Source organism: Kosakonia beeri (assembly GCF_054165705.1).
Window position 1 is genome coordinate 1,486,130 of the sequence record NZ_CM135106.1, and the last position, 22,544, is coordinate 1,508,673.

Here is a 22,544-nt window from a genome sequence, read left to right on the forward strand (position 1 = left end):
ATGCCCACCAGAAGAAGCGCGGTGAGCGGAGCCATAAACGAGGCCGAAGGGCGGGGGCGGAAAGGCCTGTGGGGATCCCCGGCTTCGATTCAGTGGAGGAGTGGATCCGCTATGAACTTGATGCACGCGACGCCCGTCTGGCTTATGAAGCCGCAGCGCAGCCTCTGCCGCCACTGCCCGTTTTCAGGGCGAGGAATCTGGCTGAGCGCGTTACGCTGATGTTGTATGCTCAGCATGTCTTCGGGATGGAGTTTCAGCCAGCGGTGGGCAACTATGCGTTGTTCCGGCGTGTATACGATGACAATGATGCTTACGAAGACAACGAGGCGCACGAAAGCAATGAGATGACAGAGCAGCCCGGCCGTGGGCTGCTTCTGCCGGAGGAGGTTGCCACCGGGCTGGTGTCCGGAGCCAGCTCCTCCGGCGGTGAGCTGCTTCTGCCGGAGGACGTTGCCACCGGGCTGGTGTCCGGAGCCACCTCCTACGGCGGTGAGCTGCTTCTGCCGAAACCCGTCACCGCCTGGCAGGCGTCCGGAGTCACCTCCTCCGGTGGTGAGCTGGTTCTGTCGGAGGACGCAGCTACCAAGCAGGAGTCCGGAGCCTCATCTGCCAGTGGGCACCCTGTGCCAGAACATACTGCCCTGACGATACTGGGCGGGGCTGGTGCCGCTGTGCAGGCGGCAGTGCCAGGCCCCGGCGATCGTCTTAGCGAGTTGGTCCGCATATCGGGCTTAATGATGGCGGCAGCGGCAGCCCAAATAACCCCGCGACGGGTGGCGCAGACGGTGGGGGCCACAGCCATACTTGGCGGACTGGGCTGGGCATGGTACTCAATGTTCGGCCCGGACAGTAAAGAGGATGAAAACGCTGCCGCGTACGAACGCCTGGCTGAACTGAGCGGCATGTTAACAGAGGATGAGCGGGAACTGATAGGCGCGCTATTTCCGAAGCGAAACACTGCCCCACCGACTGAAATAACCTCACCCTTTAATGCCAGAGACATTGCAGAGCTGGAAGCTATCGTCGCGGAACTGGCGGAAGAGGACATGACTCTACCCGCACTCAGCCGCGGTGATATTGTCAGCCTGGAGTCGGAAGGTACAACCCTGGGTGAAGACACCTCTCACTCACCCATGAAAATTCGCGCCAAAAGGTCACTTCTGATCACAGAACCCCTGGTTTCGCATGCTCCTGGCGAGGAAAAGGTGGTGGATCAACCCTCCCCGACAACCACTGAAGCACCTACGTCGGTCAACGTGACCACTGAAGCCGAGTCCCGAAGCGCATATTGGGCAGAAGAGTATAAAGCGGCCCAAAATGGCACCTTAGCACAATCGATATTTTTGATGCTCAGCACCGGTCCAAAAGCCGGTGAACGGGGCAGTCTGTATGCCCCCAGAGAGAGCTTTCCATTAGCGGACGCGTGGTTCACTAGAATGGATGAGCTGAAAGTTGAAACCTTCAGAGAAGCGTTTCAACAGGAGATTAAAGAGGAGTCCATTGCAAGCATCTACGATCCCCATTCCAGCGCGAAGTCTGCAGCATTACCCGATGAGCGCTGGTTACATTTGGGGCGTTATTATCTCCAGCTGTACCGCAGGGCACTGTATGACTGGGGGACGGGGCTGCTTCATATGAATGTGGAGGAGGCCAGAGATGAAGAAGTGCTTGTACAGCGCCTTGAAGCGCTGACCCGTAAGCTGAATGCTGACTGGGATGGCAAAGCGATGGATGAGAATGAGCTGAAGGATTATTCGGCTAAAAGTAAAAAACTGGCGCAGCGTACGGCTAAGTTGACCACCTACAGCGCCGAGAGGCCGACGGCGGAGATCATGAAAAATTCGTCATGGTCATTTCCTACCGATATTCCGGACGCTGAAGTGTTCTTTGGGCAGTACAGCCTGTCTTATGTTGATCTTATTGATCGCTCGCGATTTTCCGGAACGTTTCCGGCGTATCTCAAACTTATGCTGACTAGCCTGGTGGATCTTATTCGGGACGATACGGGTAACGTGAACCTGGTTACGCTCTATACCTCATGGAGTCTCCTGACGGTTAAACGTCTGTTATACGCCCTGGAGAATGGCGACAGGGTTGCCGCATATGATTTTGCGGTACTGGATGAGGAATTAAATAAGATAATTAAAGAGCATATTTTTCTGCTCTGGGATGAACAAACGCAGACGAAATATTTCGAACTGTATAACGAGTCGATAGTGGAGGCGTTGCCGCTGTTACGGGCAATGGAAGTGAGACACACCAGCGAGACAACCCCAGCGCCGCTTACTGTACCAGAGAATAACACCGCACAGCCTGATGACTTAACCACAGCACTGCCCGAACATCCGCTGCTGGCGGGCGTTGACTGGGAAGACATCCGTCAACAGGCCGAAAAAGCGCCACCGATGCCAGAGCGTTTCAGCACTGAGAGATACATGCTGGATAAGCTGAAAACGAAACTGGATCGACAGATAGCAGAGTTGACCGGTTTTTTGGGGGAGAACATCCTCCACCCCGACCGCTATATGGGCGCCTTTGTGAGGGAATCGTTAAGGATGCATGGGTTGGCGGAAAAATGGTCCGATCAATCGACCCTAAAATCCCGGGACATGGTCGTTAAAGCCATGCCCGGGATGGAGGCACAGGGCAAAGTATCCACCACTATTCCGGGTCGTAGCTACACGCTGCTTGATATCGCAAGGGGAGTGCCGCGAAGGGATTACGGGGCATCCTATACCAACGATTTAATTATCTGGCCCTCTTCGTTTCCCTATGCTCTGAAAGAGCGTTTGGGCAATCTTGGTAATTATGTTGAGTGGCGTATCAAGGAACAGTTTGATCCCGATAAAGCTGAAGGCGGGCAAAAGGCGAAACGAGTCTATAAATTCATGGGGTTGCGATCGGCGCTTGCTTATATTGGCAGAAAAGGCCGCATCCCGCATGCGTCCCAGGATGAGTACCATCAGCGTTATGTCGATGCGGTCGAGCGTTATCTTAAAGGGGAAACAAACGCAGAAAGCGTCGAGTGGCACGGAAGCACCCTGGCAGATGTGATTTTTATACCGGTTTCGCCTTCCCGGGTGCCAGGGCAAAAGAAAATCGGGGTACTGCTGTCGCTGTGGAACAATGATTATTATGAGGTGCCGTGGCCAGGTTTTTCTCTCAAAGTCCATAAAGAGGGAAGCAACAGAAGAATTGCTCCTGGCGTAGTGATTGAAAAGAATCCCTCACTCAAGGCGTTTATGGAGAAACACCGTACGACCCGTGTCGGGAAGTCACTGGCGAAAGTGACTGACCATTATGGCTACCGTGCTGAACATTATGATGCGCCAGCATACGCTATGGATATGATTGCTGAAGAATCCTCAACGGATTATTACCCGCCTTTTGCCACCTCCGCGAAAACGCCGGATGCGCTGTTCGATAAGCTTATTGATATGCATCGTAAGGATCTGACGGAACTTTATGATGATTTGATTTACTCGTCTGCGGAACATCAACGGGCTGTTGCATTTGAATTGATTAATACGCTGGCCATTATAACCGGGGCAATGCTTATGGTTGGCGGCGTTATGCTGGGCGGCTCCTCAATGATGTGGGTAGCGGCATCGCTGGCGGTGACCTTGTTGGGCGAAGTTTTGCCCACTGCCATACTCGCATCGCTGGCAGATGATAAGGAAGAGCAAGAACTGTATATCCGTTCTATGGTGATGGCAACAGCGTTTGAACTGGGCGGCAATCTGGTTGGGCCTGCAATAGGCGGGCTGGTGGCAAGCACACGACGGCTGGCGCGGCTCGGGAACACGGCGGTGAAGGAGACATTGCCCGACCTGTACCGGTTAGTGAAGGAAAAAATGATGCAGGTGCTGTCCAGCACGGGCATACGGCGATTGCGCCAGGTACCGGAAACGGTGGAAGCCATCAGCAAGCAAGCCCGCAGCGATCTGGATAACCTGGTTGAGGCGCTTAAAAAAACGGACGCTGCGCGTCCTTCCGGGAAAGCAAAACCACCAGACAAAACAGAACCGGTTGCCGGGTCATCAAAACAACAGACAAATACTGGCGCGGGTGCAAGCAGTCCAGCGGGAGAAAACCTGCTGAAGCAATCGAAAGTTGCCAAAAAAGTCATCAGCAAAATGAGAGAGCTGGGGTTTAAATCGGATATTCGCATCCTTACTCGCTGGACGAAAGGCAGTACGGCAGATGACATTATTAACCAGTATTTCGTTCAGGGACGAAGAGGGCAGGACCGTGTCGTCGTACAGATGTTTTCCGATAACAATGAATTCTCCTATATTTATTTTGATGAAGATGAGTGGTTGCGAACAGTCATTAAAAAGAGTGAGCAAACAGATGCAGTGACAGGTTATTATGACGTTAAGGGCGACGCGGATTTTTCAGAATTATTTAATGAGTTTGAGCCGATGACCGAAGCGGCCGGTAATTTGCCGCTAAAAGATTACCCTGTCGAAGGTGTACTGATTTACACCTCGCAAGAATATAAAAATGCGGTTAAAAATACGGGGCTGGATTTTGATGATATGCAGACATTTTTTGAGAAAACCCTTGGCGCGGAAAAAGGCGCAGAGGCAGAAACCTCTCTTTCAGCTGCTATCCGCCAGGCATTAAAAGAAAACCCGCAGTTACAGTCTTCGCTAAAAAATCTCCCCTTCTTTGCCGATATACCTGTTAACTTGTCACAAGGCGATTTGACCATGCGATATGCCGCCTTGCTGAAAGATATTGGCCCGGATATTACGCAATTCAGGCCAATTCTTAATGATCTGGCGCTTAACCTCAGAGATCCCTCCAGGATAAAAAGTCTGACGGAGTTTTACACCTACGAATTACAGAACAGTGGTTTTAACATCGCAGCGCCTGATTTCTTAACGTATAAAGCAAATGTGGGGAAAAAATGGTGGGGTAAAATTATACCCTCAAAAAATATAGACAGAGTTGATGCTGCTTTTAATAAAGCCTTTGTCCGGGCTCAACAACTGTCTGCGCTGCTTGAACAAGCAAGAACGTCGCCAGAATTGCGCAACGCGGCCCTTGTGGTTCTGGCCAGACATTTAAACACGCCCAATTCATCCATTCTTGGAGAATCCTATCAACGGCTTGATGAGTTATCGCGTCGGCTTTATCAGCAGGCGCATTATCATGTTAAAGAGACAAAACTTAGCCGTGTAATTCCTGTTACAGAAAAAGAGGGGGCTGTAGAGCCAACGGTGGCATTTGTTTACGAAAGAGATCCTACAGCACGTATCATGCTCGTTTTCCCCAATGTTTTAGATGAGAAAGGCATAAAAAACACGCTGCTTCATGAAATGACTCACCATGCTGTTGGGTCGGAGGATTACAGCTATATCGCCGATCTTGGCAAGAAATTCCCGAATTCAAAGCAACACCATTTTAGATTTGGCCAATCGAGTTGGGAAACGATAAGCCCGCATGCGACCTTAGGCCGGACATCGCAAACATCGGCAGAATATCTTGCCAATGAACTTCCTCCTTTAAACAATCTGGACCGTGCAATAGCGCAGGCCAGGGTCATATTTCTGGCGATGGAGCGGGCCAATGCCAAAATGAATAACGCAGACTCACTGGTCGTACTGATTAATGAGTTGCTTAACAGTTTCAAATTTAAGTGGGTGGGTGATGAGAAAACCGGGCACTGGGTGGTTACCCTGGCAACCGGTAGCAGAACACGGCGTTCAACCGAAGGCGATATGTTCTTGCAGGAACTGGTCGACAACCTGACGGCGACCATGCTTTCGCAGGCAATGGATTTTAGTGTTGAAGGTATTTTCACGGATGATGAGATAAAAACGTTTAACCTTGAACTGACTCAACCGGTCAGGGGGAACGCGACACACATTGCCACACCAAAGAGCTGAGTTGATACGTTGTGGAAGAAATACAAAAAGGCGGGTTAATTAACAACAGGAAACGCTGGTGTCCCCTGCAGGAATCGAACCTGCAATTAGCCCTTAGGAGGGGCTCGTTATATCCATTTAACTAAGGGGACAAGACGGCAGGAGTATAACGTTATTTAGGCCCCACGTTAAGCTCGCCTGCCGTCAAGTGATTAAACTGTCGCCGTTTATGCCTCTTTTTCTTTGCTGGCGGCCTGACGTTTTTGCTCTGCTTTGGCTTCAGCTTTGCGAGCATTGATCATATCGTTACGGATCTGTGCGTGGCTAAGCAGGGCGAAAATAAATGTCCCGCCGCAGATATTGCCAGCCAGCGTCGGCAGGGCAAATGGCCAGATAAATTCGCTCCAGTGTAGTGTGCCGTTAAACACCAGATAGAAGATTTCTACCGCACCCACCACAATGTGAGTGGTATCCGCCAGCGCAATAAGCCAGGTCATCAGAATAATCACCACTATCTTGGCCGAACCTGCCGCCGGGAACATCCAAACCATGGTGGCGATAATCCAACCTGAGATGATGGCGTTGGAGAACATTTCCAGTGGCGTGTTTTTCATTACATCCATGCCGATTTTGACGAACGCATCGCGCGTCTGTTCATCAAAAATTGGCATGTATTCAAACGCCCATGCGGCAATGGCCGTGCCAATGAGGTTGCCCAGCAGCACAACGCCCCAGAGTCGCGCCATTAAACCAAAATTGACCCAACCGGGGTTTTGCATCACCGGCAGTACCGCCGTGACGGTGTTTTCAGTAAACAGTTGTTGGCGCGCCATAATGACAATAATAAAACCGAAGGTGTAGCCCAAATTCTCCAGTAAAAATCCGCCGGGGACACCCTCTAACTGGACGTGGAAAATGCCCTTTGCCAGCAGCGAGGCGCCCATCGACAGGCCGGCGGCGATTGCCGACCAGAATAGCGCCATGGCATCGCGTTCCAGCTCTTTTTCGCCGTCCTGTCGAATATGCTCATGAATGGCCATCGCGCGTGAAGGCAGGCGGTCTTCGTCCAGTTCAATGTCTTCGCCGCGCTTTTTTTCATCGCTCTCGACTTCAATTTCCTTGCGCTTGCCGTCGATTTTCTCTTCTTCGATACGCTCCACAACTACCTCACTCTTAACGTGCAGATATCATCAAGCGTAGCGAGTTTCTGGCGCTCGCTCTGGCGGTATCGTCTGAAAGTGCCATCAACAGCAACAATGGTGATACGCGGCGGATTTAGCCTGTATAAAATGGTTAACGCAGCGCGCTACTGAATGCGCGCTATGCTGAAATGAGGAGCGTTCGCCGCGTAGACATCATAAGACGCGCTGATACAATGCGTGGCATGTTGCAGGCATTTGCCGTTGCGCCGTTATGGATGGCATTCATCAATAGCCATATTCTTCAGGGAGACACCTATGAAATACCGCCTGTCGGCCCTTGCGCTGGCGACCTCTGTGCTGGTCGGCTGCGCCAGTTCCGGTTCCGGAGAGTCGCAGGGGCGTTCCGACCCGTTCGAAGGGTTTAACCGCACCATGTACAACTTCAACTTCAATGTGCTGGATCCGTATGTCGTTCGACCGGTTGCCGTTGCCTGGCGTGATTATGTGCCGCAACCGGCGCGTAACGGTTTGAGCAACTTCACCAGCAACCTTGAAGAACCGGCAATCATGGCGAACTTCTTCTTACAGGGCGATCCCTACCAGGGGATGGTGCATTTCACCCGTTTCTTCCTGAACACCCTGCTGGGCATGGGCGGCTTTATGGATGTCGCCGGGATGTCGAATACAAAACTGCAGCGTGTCGAACCGCACCGCTTCGGCAGCACGTTGGGTCATTACGGCATGGGTTACGGCCCGTACATGCAACTGCCATTCTACGGTAGCTTTACCCTGCGTGAAGATGGCGGCGATGCCGTGGATACACTCTATCCGGTGCTTTCCTGGTTGACCTGGCCGCTCTCCGTCGGCAAATGGACACTTGAAGGGGTTGAATCCCGCGCGCAACTTCTGGATTCCGATGGTCTGCTGCGCCAGTCTTCTGATCCGTATATTCTGGTGCGTGAAGCCTACTTCCAGCGCCACGATTTTATCGCCAATGGCGGCAAGCTGAAGCCGCAGGAGAACCCGAACGCGAAAGCAATCGAGGGCGATTTGAAAGATATCGATGCCGAGTAACCGCGACATCAATAAAAAAAGGTGAGCCGAAGCTCACCTTTTTTATTGCTGCCTGTTTATCAGAACCCGTAGTTAAAGTTCATGCCATACAGCCATGCACGGCCGCTGGATTCGAAGGTGTAAGGGCCTTCGGTGAACTTCACTTTCTGACCATGCATATACGAAACGCCGACGTCGACGGACGCATCTTTATTGAAGGCGTAAGTCGCACCGGTGCTCAGCCACAGACGATCCTGGTCCGGAATAGAAATGGAGCGTTTATCTGCAGGAACCGGGCTGTCGTCATAGGCGATACCGGCGCGGAAGGTCCAGTTATCGTCCATGTAGTAGGTGGTGCCTAACGCAATGCGGTACGCATCTTTAAAGCTTTCATCTTTATAGAACAGCGTCTGACCATTGCTGCCGGTGGCTTTCAGTTCCTGGAACTGGCTCCAGCTGGTGTAGGTCATGCTGTAGTGGATAGCCCACTGCGGGTCGATACGGTTGTAACCCGAGATCTCCCACATTTCCGGCAGATTCAGTGTCAGTGCGCCATTAATCGTGGACCCGGCAGTCGCATAAGGCAGAGTGCTAAGACCTAATCTCGGGGCCAGCGTGTTCACGGCTAACGGCAGGTTGCTGCGATAATCGCCATCAAAGTCGATTTTAACTTCTGAGCGATAGGTAAAACCGTAGCGGTTGTTTTTATCCAACTCGTACAAAATACCTGCGTTCCAGCCATAACCCCATTCATCACCTTTCAGGCGCGCAATTTGTGTATTGGCCGGAATGGCACGAGATAAGTTATACACACCGCCTGTTTGAGCATCTACCATCTGTGGCAGGTCGCCAGCATAACGTTCAACTTTGGCTTTAGCATAAACGGCATTAAAACCAAGCCCGAAGCTCCAGTGGCTGTCCAGGCGATAGGCACCACTCAGGTTCAGGTTGAGGGTTTCGAGATCCGTTTTACCGCCCATGGAGCCGGCTGTGTAGCTATCGTTGAACTCGGTAGCCAGGCCATAGTTGGAGGTGACAGACGCACCCCAGCCAAACTGGTCGTTAATCGGCGCCACAAAGTGCAGGTTTGGCACCCACGCCGTCGGCGCGATATTGTCCTGGCTGGCATCGTTACCAATGGCGGAACGGCCCTTCACATTGACGTCCGGATCGACGAACACCGCACCGCCCGAGAACATCGGTCGATCGTACATCATAATCAGTGCGGGGTTGCGGCTGGCGTTTCCTGCATCATCTGCAATCGCGCCCTCACCGGAATAGGCACGGCCAAGACCAGAAGACGAGAACTCATTGAGTTGAAAGCCTGCGGACCAGGCCTGGGTAGAGACGATTGCCACTGCGACTGCCAGAGCAGACTTGGTAAAACGGGTTTTCTGGCTCATGACCATAACCTCATTCGAAATCGAGTTATTTTTATTCAAACTATGTTACATGTCGTAACGGAGCGCGAAGTGTAGGGTCTGAGGTACATCAGAGAAATCAGACCAGTGGCGGAAGTATAGGTCTGACCAGAGGGAATGTTGCAAGGTTGTATATAAGTTTTTTCAATTGTGATCTTCGAAACGGGATCTGCGTGGCAAAATTGCGGCCAGTGTTAATCAGTCGATTCGAACATTTTTGTTTTAGATCATTTTTAAGTGTGATTTCGGTCACTTATGGTCATTCATTCCATTAACAACTGGAGAGCCGAATCCACGGGGCGTAAAATAAACACATCGTTTATCTGGCACCTTGGGTGCGAATTCAGAGGAAATCTACCATGAGTAAATGCAGTGCTGATGAAACCCCGGTTTGCTGCTGTATGGATGTTGGCACCATTATGGACAACTCCGACTGCACCGCCTCTTACAGCCGTGTGTTCGCAAACCGTGCTGACGCGGAAGAAACGCTGTCTGCCCTGAGCGCACGCGCGCGTAGCGTTGAATCCGATCCCTGCCAAATCACGTCCTCCTTTACCGAGGTGGATGGCGGCGTGCAGTTGGACATCGATTTTGTGTTTGCCTGCGAAGCGGAAACCCTGATTTTCCAGCTCGGCCTGCGTTAAGCTTCCCGCCTGCGCTCCCGTCCTGCGGGAGCGTTTTATTAAGTTTCTCTGTGCCTTAGCTCCCATTTTTTTTCTCCCCCCATTGGCTAAATGTAAAAATTTGGTTAAGACTGTTATCAGGTCAGACCACTTAAAGCGTTACGCTGTTAACAGGGGAGTGTTATGAGTCAGGCATTACCGCTTGTCACCCGTCAGGGCGACCGCATTGCCATTGTCAGCGGGCTACGCACGCCTTTTGCCCGCCAGGCGACCGTTTTTCACGGTGTACCGGCTATCGATCTCGGCAAAATGGTCGTAGCAGAAATGTTGGCGCGCAGCGAAATCCCACCCGATGTGATAGAACAACTGGTCTTCGGCCAGGTTGTGCAAATGCCGGAAGCCCCCAATATCGCCCGCGAGATTGTGCTCGGTACGGGCATGAATGTGCATACCGATGCGTACAGCGTCAGCCGTGCCTGTGCGACCAGTTTCCAGGCGGTAGCGAATGTTGCTGAAAGTCTGCTTACAGGTACCATCCGCGCGGGTATAGCTGGCGGAGCGGACTCCTCTTCTGTACTGCCGATTGGCGTCAGTAAAACGCTGGCGCGTACGCTGGTCGACGCCAATAAAGCCCGTACCATGGGGCAAAAACTAAAGCTTTTTTCACGCTTGCGCCTGCGCGATCTGCTGCCCGTTCCGCCTGCGGTAGCGGAGTATTCCACCGGGTTGCGAATGGGTGACACCGCTGAACAGATGGCGAAAACGTATGGCATTACCCGTGAACAGCAGGATGCGCTGGCGCACCGTTCGCACCAGCTTGCGGCGCAAGCCTGGGCGGAGGGAAAACTGGCCGATGAGGTGATGACCGCTTATGCTCCGCCGTTTCGCGATCCGGTAACGCAGGACAATAACGTGCGTACCCAATCGACACTGGCAGATTACGCGAAATTGCGCCCGGCGTTCGATCGTCGTCATGGTACGGTGACGGCAGCAAACAGTACGCCGCTGACCGACGGTGCCGCCGCAGTGATCCTGATGACTGAATCCCGGGCAAAAGAGCTGGGCCTGACGCCGCTCGGCTATTTGCGCAGCTATGCGTTTACCGCCATCGCCGTGCAACAGGACATGCTGCTTGGCCCGGCATGGGCGACGCCGCTGGCGCTTGAACGAGCCGGGTTGACCATGGCGGATTTGACCCTACTGGATATGCATGAAGCCTTTGCCGCGCAAACCCTCAGCAATCTGCAGTTAATGGCAAGCGACAGATTTGCCCGCGAGGTGCTTGGGCGCGCTCAGGCCACCGGCGAAGTGGACGAGAGCAAGTTTAACGTGCTGGGTGGCTCAATTGCTTATGGGCATCCGTTTGCTGCTACGGGGGCGCGCATGATCACGCAAACGCTGCATGAGCTGCATCGCCGCGGCGGCGGTTTTGGTCTGGTCACTGCCTGTGCGGCAGGCGGGCTGGGTGCGGCAATGGTTCTGGAGACTGAATAATGGAGAAGATATCCGCATTTACGCTCAGTGTGCGCCCCGACAACGTTGCCGTTATCACCATTGATGTACCTGATGAAAAGATGAACACGCTGAAAACAGAATTCGGCGCTGAAGTCCGCACGATGCTGAAACAGATCCGCGACAACAAATCGCTGCGCGGTGTCGTGTTTATCTCTGCTAAGCCAGATAACTTTATTGCCGGAGCGGACATCAATATGATCGCCCGCTGCAATAGCGCAAAAGAGGCGGAAGATCTGGCCCGACAAGGGCAGCAGATTATGGCGGAGATCCATGCGCTGGCGATCCCGGTTATCGCCGCGATTCATGGTGCATGCCTGGGTGGGGGACTTGAGCTGGCGCTGGCTTGCCACCGTCGTATTTGTACTGATGATGGGAAAACGGTGCTCGGCCTGCCTGAGGTTCAGCTTGGTCTGCTGCCAGGCTCAGGCGGCACGCAACGCCTACCCAGGCTGGTGGGCATCAGTACCGCGCTGGAAATGATCCTGACCGGGAAGCAGCTTCGCGCCCGTCAGGCATTAAAAGCAGGGCTGGTGGACGATGTCGTTCCGCAGTCAATCCTGCTGGAGGCCGCCGCCGGGCTGGCAAAACAGGAGCGTCCTGCCAGCCGACATCTCCCGGTGCGGGAGCGTATTCTTGCCGGGCCGCTGGCCCGTTCGCTGCTGTTTCGCATGGTGGCGAAGAAAACAGAACAGAAAACGCAGGGCAATTACCCTGCCGCACCGCGTATTTTGACGGTGCTGGAAACGGGGCTGGCGCAGGGGCGCAGCAGCGGTTATGACGCAGAAGCCCGTGCCTTTGGGCAACTGGCAATGACGCCGCAATCGCGGGCGTTGCGTCATCTCTTTTTCGCCAGTACAGAGGTGAAAAAAGATCCCGGCAGCGACGCGCCGCCGGGGCCGTTAGAAACCGTGGGCGTGCTGGGGGGGGGATTGATGGGCGGTGGGATTGCCTACGTCACCGCCTGCAAAGGGGGATTGCCCGTTCGCATTAAAGATATTAATGCGAAGGGGATTAACCATGCCCTGAAATACAGCTGGCAAGAACTGGATAAAAAAGTACGCCGTCGCCATATCAAAGCGGCGGAGCGTGACGCGCAAATGGCGAAGATCTCCGGCTCGCTGGATTACCGGGGATTTGCCCAGCGTGACGTGGTGATCGAAGCCGTGTTTGAAGATCTGGCGCTGAAGCAAAAAATGGTGGCGGAAGTGGAAGCCCACTGCGCGCCGCATACCCTGTTTGCGTCCAATACCTCGTCATTACCCATTGGTGATATCGCCGCCCATGCAGTTCGTCCGCAAAATGTGATCGGATTACATTTTTTCAGCCCGGTGGAGAAGATGCCGCTGGTGGAGGTGATCCCGCATGCGGGAACGCATCCACAGACCATTTCCACTATTGTGAAGCTGGCGAAAAAACAGGGTAAAACGCCGATTGTGGTGGCGGATAAAGCGGGTTTTTACGTAAACCGTATTCTCGCGCCTTATATCAGCGAGGCGATCCGGCTGCTGCATGAAGGGGAACGGATTGAAACTATCGACCAGGCGCTGGTGAAGTTTGGTTTTCCGGTCGGGCCTATTCAACTGCTGGACGAAGTCGGCATAGATACTGGAACAAAGATCATTCCGGTGCTGGAGGCGGCTTACGGCGAGCGGTTTAGCGCGCCTGCAAGTGTTGTCAGCGCAATCTTGAACGACGATCGCAAAGGCAGAAAAAATGGACGCGGTTTCTATCTTTACCCGGCGAAAGGGCGTAAAAGCAAAAAACAACCTGATCCGGCGATCTACAGCCTGATCGGCGCGTCTGGCAGTGGCAGATTAGCGGCGGCACAAATCGCGGAACGCTGCGTGATGTTAATGCTTAACGAGGCTGCACGCTGCTTCGATGAGCAGGTGATCCGCAGCACGCGCGACGGCGATATTGGTGCGGTGTTCGGTATTGGATTCCCCCCCTTTTTAGGGGGGCCGTTCCACTATATGCAGCAGGTCGGTGTACGCGATATTGTCGCAACGCTGCAGCGGCTGCAGACGCAATTCGGCGCGCGTTTCACGCCGTGTGCGCGGTTGGTGCAGATGGCGGAGCAGGGAGAAAATTTCTCTGCGCAACAGGAAACTGAATCTGTAAGCTAAGGTCTAAAAAAAAGTAAATCTGTTAAAGCTCATGGCGTTCGCGGTTATTTTGTAAACAGTGATTGACTATACTTACGCCATTGAGGTAAAAAACAGCGTTTCATTCAGCGAATGAATCAGGCACAATGCCCGGCCATTGGTCTTTCCCGTAGTTGCGAAAGGGTTTCGTAGTGGAACGATCAATGATTCTGGTTAACAAAAGCGGTGCAATATGCAAGTTTTTATCATGCGTCACGGCGACGCTGCCCTCGATGCAGCCAGTGACTCGGTTCGTCCCTTAACCCCTTGTGGCTGCGACGAATCCCGTCTTATGGCAACCTGGTTGAAAGGCCAAAAAGTGGATGTTGAACGTGTTCTGGTCAGCCCTTTTTTACGTGCTGAGCAGACGCTGGAAAAGGTCGGTGAATGCGTAAACCTGCCTGACAACGTGGATGTCCTGCCGGAACTGACGCCTTGTGGCGATGTTGGCCTTGTAAGCGCTTATTTGCAGGCGCTGGCAAATGAAGGGACTTCGTCGGTATTGGTGATTTCTCACCTGCCGCTGGTGGGTTACCTGGTGTCTGAGCTCTGCCCGGGCGAAGCGCCGCCGATGTTTACCACTTCCGCTATCGCCTGCGTGACGCTGGACGAGAACGGCAAAGGGGTGTTTGACTGGCAAATGAGTCCCTGCAACCTGAAGATGCGCAAAGCCATCTGATCCGCCGGACCATGGTAATAAAGAGCCGCTTTTTGCGGCTCTTGTCATTTCTGGTTCAGGGGAGTTCTGGCGGCTGCCACTCTTCTACTTCAATCAGCACCAGCACGGCAGCGTCACCGCCATACTCCTTCGGCGCCTGATGGAAGGCCATGACATGCGGGTGCTGCGCCAGCCATAGCGGTGTTTGCTGTTTCAGAATATGTTTACCGTGGCCATGCATCACACAGGCGCAAAATACATGTTCGCGACGGCAGGCGGCAATCAGCGCACCCAGCTCCTGTTTCGCCTGCATCTGCGTTAGCCCATGAAGATCAAGAAACAGTTCCGGCGAATAATCACCGCGACGAAGCTTTTTCAGCTCAAAATGGCTGACATCTTCGCGCACATATTTCACCGGCCCTTCGCGGTTCAGTAATGGCTGAAACTCATCGGAAAAATAGTGGCTGTTATCGATCTGCTCCTGCAAAAGCCGTTTTACTGGCACGTCGCTGATTTTTTTGCGCGTCGGGCGGTGTACCACGGTGTCCTGCTTGATCTGCCGCGTCCCGGTCATTAGTTGCCGGAACAGCGCCTGCTCCTCCTCGCTAAGCGATGGTTTCTTTTTCATTTGCGCATCTCATCTCTTATTTCCTTCAGTGTACCCGACTCGCAGCGGCTCAGGTGTAGCAAAATGCATTTTTACCGCGCGCCAGCGCGTGACGATGCTGATTTATCGCCGTCTTCATGGCAAACTAGCCGCCGAATTTATTGCGAGCATGTACCTGGGGGATAATATGGATAAAATTTTCGTTGAAGAAGCAGTGAATGAGCTGCACACCATTCAGGACATGCTGCGCTGGGCAGTCAGCCGGTTTAGCGCCGCCAATATCTGGTACGGACACGGTACGGATAACCCGTGGGATGAAGCTGTGCAACTGGTGCTGCCGACGCTCTATTTACCGCTGGATATCCCGGAAGAGATGCGCAATGCGCGCCTGACCTCCAGCGAGCGCCACCGTATTGTCGAGCGAGTTATACGCCGTGTTAACGAGCGCATTCCGGTAGCCTACCTGACGAATAAAGCCTGGTTCTGCGGGCACGAATTCTACGTTGACGAGCGCGTTCTGGTGCCGCGTTCACCGATTGGTGAGCTGATCAATAACCGTTTTGCCGGGCTGATCCAGACGCAGCCGCAGCATATTCTGGATATGTGTACTGGCAGCGGCTGTATTGCTATTGCCTGCGCCTACGCTTTCCCGGAGGCGGAAGTCGACGCCGTAGATATCTCCACCGATGCGCTGGCGGTGACAGAACACAACATTGAAGAGCATGGTTTGATTCATCATGTCACGCCGATCCGTTCTGATGTGTTCCGCGAGTTGCCGAAAGTGCAATACGACCTGATTGTGACTAACCCGCCGTATGTGGATGAAGACGATATGTCCGACCTGCCGTCGGAATACCGCCATGAACCTGAACTGGGTCTGGCGTCCGGTAGCGATGGTCTGAAATTGACGCGCCGAATTCTGGCCTGCGCCCCGGATTATCTTTCCGACAGCGGTATCCTGATTTGTGAAGTCGGCAACAGCATGGTACATCTGATTGAACAATATCCGGATGTGCCGTTTACCTGGCTGGAGTTCGACAACGGCGGGGACGGCGTTTTCATGCTGACCAAAGCGCAACTCATCGCAGCGCAGGAACATTTCAGCATTTATAAAGATTAAATCAACGCTCAACACCAACAACGACAACGACAACGGAGCCGTGATGGCAGGAAACACAATTGGACAACTCTTTCGCGTAACCACTTTCGGCGAATCGCACGGCCTGGCGCTGGGCTGTATTGTCGATGGTGTACCGCCTGGTATTCCCCTGAGCGAAGCGGATCTGCAACACGATCTGGACCGTCGTCGTCCGGGAACATCCCGCTATACCACGCAGCGTCGCGAGCCGGATCAGGTGAAGATCCTCTCCGGCGTGTTTGACGGGGTAACCACCGGGACCAGCATTGGCCTGCTGATCGAAAATACCGATCAGCGATCGCAGGATTACGGCGCCATTAAAGACCTGTTCCGTCCGGGGCACGCCGATTACACCTATGAGCAGAAGTATGGCGTGCGCGATTATCGCGGCGGCGGTCGTTCTTCCGCCCGTGAAACCGCCATGCGTGTTGCCGCAGGGGCCATCGCCAAAAAATACCTGGCGCAGAAATTCGGCATCGTTATCCGCGGTTGCCTGACCCAAATGGGCGACATTCCGCTGGAGATCAAGGATTGGGAGCAGGTTGAACAGAATCCGTTTTTCTGCCCGGATCCCGCTAAAATCGACGCGCTGGATGAACTGATGCGCGGCCTGAAAAAAGAGGGCGACTCCATCGGCGCGAAAGTGACTGTCGTGGCTGACGGAGTACCCGCTGGTCTTGGTGAGCCTGTATTTGACCGCCTGGATGCCGATATCGCCCACGCGCTAATGAGCATTAATGCAGTCAAAGGCGTTGAAATTGGCGACGGTTTTGAGGTGGTGAAACTGCGCGGAAGCGAAAACCGTGACGAAATCACCAAACAGGGTTTTCAGAGCAATCACGCAGGCGGCATTTTGGGCGGTATTAGCAGCGGTCAGCAAATTACAGCCAATATTGCACTGAAACCGACCTCCAGCATTACCGTTCCGGGGCGGACGCTTAATCGCTTTGGCGAAGAAGTGGAGATGATCACGAAAGGCCGTCACGATCCGTGCGTGGGCATTCGTGCGGTGCCAATCGCCGAAGCGATGCTGGCGATTGTGCTGATGGATCACTTCCTGCGCCAGCGCGCGCAGAACGCCGATGTTACGACCACTCTTCCACGCTGGTAAACGATGAACAAAACGGCAATAGCGCTGTTTGCGCTGCTGATAAGCGCCGCCGCGACGGCGGCGACACCCTGGCAAAAACTGACTCACCCCGTCGAGGGTACCCCACAGTCCATCGGCGCCTTTGCTAATGGCTGTATCGTTGGCGCGCAGGCGTTGCCGCTCCAGTCGGACACTTATCAGGTCATGCGTACTGACCAGCGCCGCTATTTCGGTCATCCGGACCTGGTCCTGTTTATTCAGCGTCTGAGTACGCAGGTGCATAATCTGGGGCTTGGCACCGTGCTGGTGGGCGATATGGGCATGCCAGCGGGCGGGCGTTTTAATGGCGGTCATGCCAGTCATCAATCCGGGCTGGATGTCGATATCTTTCTGCAACTACCGAAAGCACGCTGGAGCGCAGCGCAACTGCTCAAACCGCAGGCGCTGGATCTGGTTTCGCGCGACGGAAAACAGGTGGTGCCGGCGCTGTGGAAACCGGAAATCAGCAGCCTGATCAAACTGGCGGCGCAGGATGACGACGTGACGCGTATTTTCGTCAACCCGGCTATTAAACAGCAACTCTGCCAGGATGCCGGAACCGATCGTGACTGGCTGCGTAAAGTGCGTCCGTGGTTCCAGCACCGGGCGCATATGCATGTGCGCCTGCGTTGCCCGGCAGACAGCCTTGAGTGTGAAGATCAGCCTCTGCCGCCGCCAGGCGACGGTTGCGGCGCGGAATTACAGAGTTGGTTTGAACCGGCGAAGCCGGGCAGCACCCCGCCTGAGAAAAAGACGCCGCCGCCATTGCCGCCGTCTTGCCAGGCTCTACTGGATGAGCACGCATTGTAATGGAAACCATTGAACAACTCTTTATGGTGTCGCCACTGGTCATGGTGGCGCTTTTTTTTGTCGCTCTGCTGGCCGGGTTTATAGATGCACTGGCCGGTGGCGGCGGGCTGCTCACGGTGCCCGCATTGCTGGCGGCGGGGATGTCTCCGGCGCAGGCGCTGGCCACCAACAAGCTGCAGGCTTGCGGCGGTTCCATCTCTGCGACGCTCTATTTTATTCGCCGCAAAGTCGTCAATATTGCCGATCAGAAACTCAATATTCTGATGACTTTTATTGGATCCACCACCGGTGCGTTGCTGGTGCAGTATGTGCAATCGGATGTACTTCGCCAGATCCTGCCCATTCTGGTGATCTGCATCGGTCTTTATTTCCTGCTAATGCCCAAACTGGGGGAAGAGGATCGTCAGCGCCGGCTGTACGGCTTGCCTTTTGCACTGGTGGCAGGGGGCTGTGTCGGTTTCTATGATGGCTTTTTCGGCCCCGGCGCCGGGTCGTTTTACGCACTGGCGTTTGTCACGCTGGCCGGGTTTAACCTGGCGAAATCGACCGCGCATGCCAAAGTGTTAAACGCGACCTCGAACATCGGTGGACTACTGCTGTTTATTATTGGCGGCAAAGTGGTGTGGGCGACCGGTTTCGTGATGCTGGCCGGGCAATTTCTGGGCGCGCGCTTAGGTTCGCGTCTGGTTCTGAGTAAAGGGCAAAAGCTTATCCGTCCGATGATTGTGATTGTCTCGGCGGTGATGAGCGCCAAACTTCTCTATGACAGTCACGGCCAGGAGATCCTCCAGTTTTTGGGGCTCAACGTATGACACACCATTACCAACAGTTAATTGATATTTTTGATGGCTGTTTTGCCAGCGATTTTAATACCCGTCTGATTAAAGGCGACGACGAACCGATCTATCTTCCTGCTGATGCGGACGTGCCGTATAACCGCATCGTCTTCGCTCACGGTTTTTATGCCAGCGCGCTGCATGAGATTTCGCACTGGTGCATTGCCGGCGCGGAACGCCGCAAATTGGTTGATTTCGGGTACTGGTACTGCCCGGACGGGCGTGATGCGGCAACCCAGGGGCAATTTGAAGATGTGGAAGTCAAACCCCAGGCGTTTGACTGGTTGTTTTGCGTTGCGGCGGGTTTCCCGTTTAACGTCAGCTGTGACAACCTGGAAGGGGACTTCGAACCGGATCGCATTGTTTTTCAGCGTCGCGTTCACGCGCAGGTCATGCACTATCTTGATCAGGGCATCCCTGAACGTCCCGCGCGATTTATTAAAGCATTACAGGATTATTACCAAACGCCGCCCCTTGCGGCAGAACAGTTCCCGTGGCCGGAAGATTTGTAAGGCCATGTTTTCAAGAGAGGAAGAGAGATGATCGCGGAGTTTGAATCACGCATTCTGGCGTTAATAGACAACATGGTGGAGCACGCCAGTGATGATGAACTGTTTGCTGGCGGTTATCTGCGAGGCCACCTGACGCTGGCGGTAGCCGACCTGGAAGGTGGCGATGACCACTCGCACGAAGCCGTGTATGCCAAAGTCACTAACAGCCTTGAAACGGCAATCCAGGCCGGCGAGTTGTCGCCGCGCGATCAGGCGCTGGTACTCGGCATGTGGGACAACCTGTTCCAGCAGGCGAAAGCACATTAACAGGCGGATCCCCTTTCCCGCCGGGTAAGGGGATGTTTTATACCGTCTCCCTCTTCATAACGAATGCTTCTTTTCGCTTCGTATGCTGGCTTTTTATGGCGCTGTGCAATCTCACCATAATATATGCAGGTGAAATGTCTTAATTCCCTCCCTTTGCTTTGCTTCTGTACCTGACTAAGCCTAAGTTTATATATCATTAGCAGTTTGACGTTCATCGGCTTACTCTTTTTAATAAAAGAGGGCGGTAGCGTGTCGGCGGGTTTATTATTCACAGGAGGATTGTGCGTATATTTCTCTTATTGGACGATTCGTTCTTAATTCATCAGAAAATTGCCAGCATTCAGTAATGTAAATAACGTTAACTGGATCTCCATAGGTGAGAAAAGCCTGGTGAGAAGAGAAATGTAAGATTGTTATCCCATTGAATAATTGGATAAAATAAATGACTGCGTAATATGTCAACCATGTAGAAGGGACTTGCTCATAAAATTGTAACCTCAGGATACCCACCCTAATATAATCATCATTATTTAAACGCTGGTCAGTGGATGCTTGTTGCCCTATTCTTAAATAACCTTTTTATGTGAATAAATATGAACGAAGAGTGATTGGCTTTAATAAAAGTTGCACATGATTTTCGCTTCATACCTGTTCTGTTATTTTGTCATTTCATAACCTGAAGGAAATATTATGTCTCTCTATTCCGGGTCTGACGGTGTGTCCACGCAGGGTGTGAGCAATGATGATGACAACTTTTATTACAGCCTGGAGCGAATTGATCTGCTTTTCCAACACGTGTACTGGCAGGGAGAGGGGAGAATACCGGACAACTTTTCCCTGTATTTCTTACCGCCAGAAAGCGTTGGCTCGCGGTTGACCTTTTTACAGGGGGAACCGGCGTGGTTATCGATGCCTGCCAGCCATTTGCCGGGATCCTGCGCTGCGCTGACGCAGAGAATGAACAACCTGATAAACCGTTTCGACTTAACGCTAACAGAGCGCGATATATTACTGGCGTGCCTGTTGCCCAGACTAAGCGATCACTATGCGGCCTTGCCGGATAGCGGCATTGCAGAAGGCATAAGCCAGCAACGCTTGTTGCAAATGCTTGGCACCTCCGGCACGGAATATCAGCTATTGTTGTCGGCATTGCACCCCGCCTCGCCACTGTTTCAGTTTGCTTTATTGAATAAAAAGACGATCACCAGCAGCAAAACGGCATTGACGTTTTATACCGTCAGCGAGTCAGTGTGGCATTTCTTTTGTGGCAATGGATCACTGGCAAAATACAGTTTTCCTTATCCTCGCCACATTGAAGCCCAGGGCGTTTCGCAATTTCCTGCCTGGGTGGGCGAGCACATTTACCGTCTGTGTCTCGACTCCGGCGTCCAGACACCCCCCGTTATCGTACTTGATGGGCCAGGGGGTAATGGCAGAACGCAAGATCTGGCCAACACATTGGCAAAGTACCTGCAGGGTGTGCTGCATCTTGAGATCCTCGAACTGGCATCCCTTGCAGAGATGCAACAACGGCAGACACTGACAGAGATCATTCGCGATGCCCTGCTGGATAACTGCGCCTTACTGTTGGGAAACTGGTCTACAGATTCGGCCGTCAACCAGCGTGTTGCCCATACGCTGGACAGACTGCTGCCCCTGACGCATTTACCGGTGTTTATTTTACCCGACGTCTTTACTGATTTTCCTCCATTGCAGGCCGTCGCCTGCGTGCACGTTTCCGTGCCCCATGCCACGATTGCCGAAATAGCCCATAGCCTCCATCTTGGCTGGCCAGAACCGCAACATAATACGCGGGATAAACAGGCATTACAGGCCCTGGCCGAGCGTTACGCGTTTCATCCTGCGGACATTCCATTATTGATGATGGAAGCAGACTATTATCGGCAACTCAGGGATCGGGCAGCGCCGCTGGACACTGAGGATCTGCGTCAAACCTTGCTTTTTCGTTCGCGGAAAAATTTTGGCAAATTAGCACAGCGCATTGTGCCTGTTCGCGGGTTCGACGATATGGTGGTGTCGCCCTCGGTGCAAAAACAGTTAAACGAAATTCTGGTCGCCATCCGGCTGCGAGAAAGTGTCACCATTAAACATTTTGCCCACAAAACCGGCGGAAAGACGGGGATCAGCGCGTTGTTTTATGGCGACTCCGGCACCGGGAAAACATTGGCCGCTGAAGTGCTGGCCCAACACCTGGGGGTAGATGTGATCAAAGTGGATCTCTCTACGGTGGTCAGCAAATACGTTGGCGAGACGGAGAAAAATCTGTCGCAGGTTTTCGATCTGGCGGAAGCTGACAGCGGAGTACTCTTTTTTGATGAAGCAGATGCCCTGTTTGGTAAACGCAGTGAAACCAAGGATGCGCACGATCGCCATGCCAATATTGAAGTTGCCTACCTGCTGCAACGGCTGGAAAATTACCCCGGCTTAGTGATCCTCGCCACCAACAATCGTGGGCATCTTGACACCGCGTTTAGCCGCCGCTTCACGTTCATCACTCATTTTACGTATCCGGATGCGGAGTTGCGCGAACAGATGTGGCAAAAAATATGGCCAGCAACGCTGAAGGTCGCAGATGATGTGGATTTCGCTAAACTCGCCGTTCGTACCGATCTTACCGGTGCCAGCATCCGCAATGTGGCGCTTCTGGCGGCCGTGCTCGCGGCCGATGAACAGAGCGAAAAAATCGCGTCAGGGCACATTGAACGCGCCCTCAAACGGGAACTGGGCAAACTTGGCCGGGTCCTGTTGTAACC

The 22,544-nt window shown here is 53.3% G+C and carries 16 protein-coding genes and 1 tRNA gene; 13 read left to right on the forward strand and 4 right to left on the reverse strand.

All coding sequences use genetic code 11. The features are described from left to right. Window positions 1-218: 218 nt before the first annotated feature. On the forward strand, window positions 219-5,897 hold the full coding sequence (locus ACUY4S_RS07215; RefSeq protein WP_458024254.1) for a hypothetical protein: 5,679 nt from the start codon (window positions 219-221) through the stop codon (window positions 5,895-5,897). Between the two features lie 56 nt (window positions 5,898-5,953). On the opposite strand, the gene ACUY4S_RS07220 is transcribed toward ACUY4S_RS07215, so the two are convergent. Beyond that, window positions 5,954-6,028: transfer RNA gene (locus ACUY4S_RS07220), tRNA-Arg, on the reverse strand. A gap of 75 nt (window positions 6,029-6,103) precedes the next feature. Continuing rightward, complete coding sequence (locus ACUY4S_RS07225; protein WP_458022933.1) at window positions 6,104-7,036, reverse strand: formate/nitrite transporter family protein; 933 nt, start codon at window positions 7,034-7,036, stop codon at window positions 6,104-6,106. A gap of 297 nt (window positions 7,037-7,333) precedes the next feature. Between ACUY4S_RS07225 and mlaA the strand changes: the two genes are divergently transcribed. Then, the gene (mlaA, locus tag ACUY4S_RS07230) at window positions 7,334-8,092 is read left to right on the forward strand and encodes a phospholipid-binding lipoprotein MlaA (RefSeq protein WP_312692362.1); all 759 of its coding nucleotides are present in this window, start codon (window positions 7,334-7,336) and stop codon (window positions 8,090-8,092) included. A gap of 59 nt (window positions 8,093-8,151) precedes the next feature. Here mlaA and fadL read toward each other — a convergent pair whose 3' ends face one another. Continuing rightward, window positions 8,152-9,480, reverse strand: coding sequence for a long-chain fatty acid transporter FadL (gene fadL, locus ACUY4S_RS07235; RefSeq protein WP_505311341.1), 1,329 nt, complete (start codon window positions 9,478-9,480; stop codon window positions 8,152-8,154). A gap of 371 nt (window positions 9,481-9,851) precedes the next feature. Between fadL and ACUY4S_RS07240 the strand changes: the two genes are divergently transcribed. The 4 genes from ACUY4S_RS07240 to sixA all read left to right on the forward strand — a co-directional run bounded on the left by ACUY4S_RS07240 (window position 9,852) and on the right by sixA (window position 14,453). Further along, on the forward strand, window positions 9,852-10,136 hold the full coding sequence (locus ACUY4S_RS07240; protein ID WP_458022932.1) for a YfcZ/YiiS family protein: 285 nt from the start codon (window positions 9,852-9,854) through the stop codon (window positions 10,134-10,136). 162 nt (window positions 10,137-10,298) lie between these two features. Next, window positions 10,299-11,609 carry an acetyl-CoA C-acyltransferase FadI gene (fadI, locus tag ACUY4S_RS07245; RefSeq protein WP_458022931.1) on the forward strand — a complete coding sequence of 437 codons (1,311 nt, stop codon included), beginning with the start codon at window positions 10,299-10,301 and terminating at the stop codon, window positions 11,607-11,609. Further along, complete coding sequence (gene fadJ / locus ACUY4S_RS07250) at window positions 11,609-13,756, forward strand: fatty acid oxidation complex subunit alpha FadJ (RefSeq protein WP_458022930.1); 2,148 nt, start codon at window positions 11,609-11,611, stop codon at window positions 13,754-13,756. Before fadI ends, fadJ begins: the two co-directional genes overlap by 1 nt. A 211-nt stretch (window positions 13,757-13,967) precedes the next feature. After that, window positions 13,968-14,453: a phosphohistidine phosphatase SixA gene (gene sixA, locus ACUY4S_RS07255; protein WP_312692372.1), complete on the forward strand. Its 486-nt coding sequence runs from the start codon at window positions 13,968-13,970 to the stop codon at window positions 14,451-14,453. A 55-nt stretch (window positions 14,454-14,508) separates the two neighbouring features. On the opposite strand, the gene smrB is transcribed toward sixA, so the two are convergent. Then, window positions 14,509-15,060: an endonuclease SmrB gene (smrB, locus tag ACUY4S_RS07260; protein ID WP_312692374.1), complete on the reverse strand. Its 552-nt coding sequence runs from the start codon at window positions 15,058-15,060 to the stop codon at window positions 14,509-14,511. Window positions 15,061-15,226: 166 nt separating this feature from the next. Between smrB and prmB the strand changes: the two genes are divergently transcribed. The 7 genes from prmB (at window position 15,227) to ACUY4S_RS07295 (ending at window position 22,542) form a co-directional block, all read left to right on the forward strand. Beyond that, on the forward strand, window positions 15,227-16,159 hold the full coding sequence (gene prmB / locus ACUY4S_RS07265; RefSeq protein ID WP_312692376.1) for a 50S ribosomal protein L3 N(5)-glutamine methyltransferase: 933 nt from the start codon (window positions 15,227-15,229) through the stop codon (window positions 16,157-16,159). A gap of 43 nt (window positions 16,160-16,202) precedes the next feature. Beyond that, window positions 16,203-17,288: a chorismate synthase gene (gene aroC / locus ACUY4S_RS07270; RefSeq protein ID WP_312692378.1), complete on the forward strand. Its 1,086-nt coding sequence runs from the start codon at window positions 16,203-16,205 to the stop codon at window positions 17,286-17,288. Window positions 17,289-17,291: 3 nt separating this feature from the next. Next, window positions 17,292-18,116 carry a penicillin-insensitive murein endopeptidase gene (gene mepA, locus ACUY4S_RS07275; RefSeq protein ID WP_458022929.1) on the forward strand — a complete coding sequence of 275 codons (825 nt, stop codon included), beginning with the start codon at window positions 17,292-17,294 and terminating at the stop codon, window positions 18,114-18,116. After that, window positions 18,116-18,928, forward strand: coding sequence for a sulfite exporter TauE/SafE family protein (locus ACUY4S_RS07280; RefSeq protein WP_312692382.1), 813 nt, complete (start codon window positions 18,116-18,118; stop codon window positions 18,926-18,928). The genes mepA and ACUY4S_RS07280 overlap by 1 nt, the downstream gene beginning before the upstream one ends. Next, window positions 18,925-19,464 (forward strand): elongation factor P hydroxylase, encoded by a 540-nt coding sequence (locus ACUY4S_RS07285; RefSeq protein WP_312692384.1) that lies wholly within the window; start codon window positions 18,925-18,927, stop codon window positions 19,462-19,464. Before ACUY4S_RS07280 ends, ACUY4S_RS07285 begins: the two co-directional genes overlap by 4 nt. 27 nt (window positions 19,465-19,491) lie before the next feature. After that, entirely contained in the window at window positions 19,492-19,770 is a 279-nt protein-coding gene (locus ACUY4S_RS07290; RefSeq protein ID WP_312692386.1) for a YfcL family protein, read from the forward strand. 690 nt (window positions 19,771-20,460) lie between these two features. After that, window positions 20,461-22,542: an ATP-binding protein gene (locus ACUY4S_RS07295; protein ID WP_458022928.1), complete on the forward strand. Its 2,082-nt coding sequence runs from the start codon at window positions 20,461-20,463 to the stop codon at window positions 22,540-22,542. Window positions 22,543-22,544 lie beyond the last annotated feature (2 nt).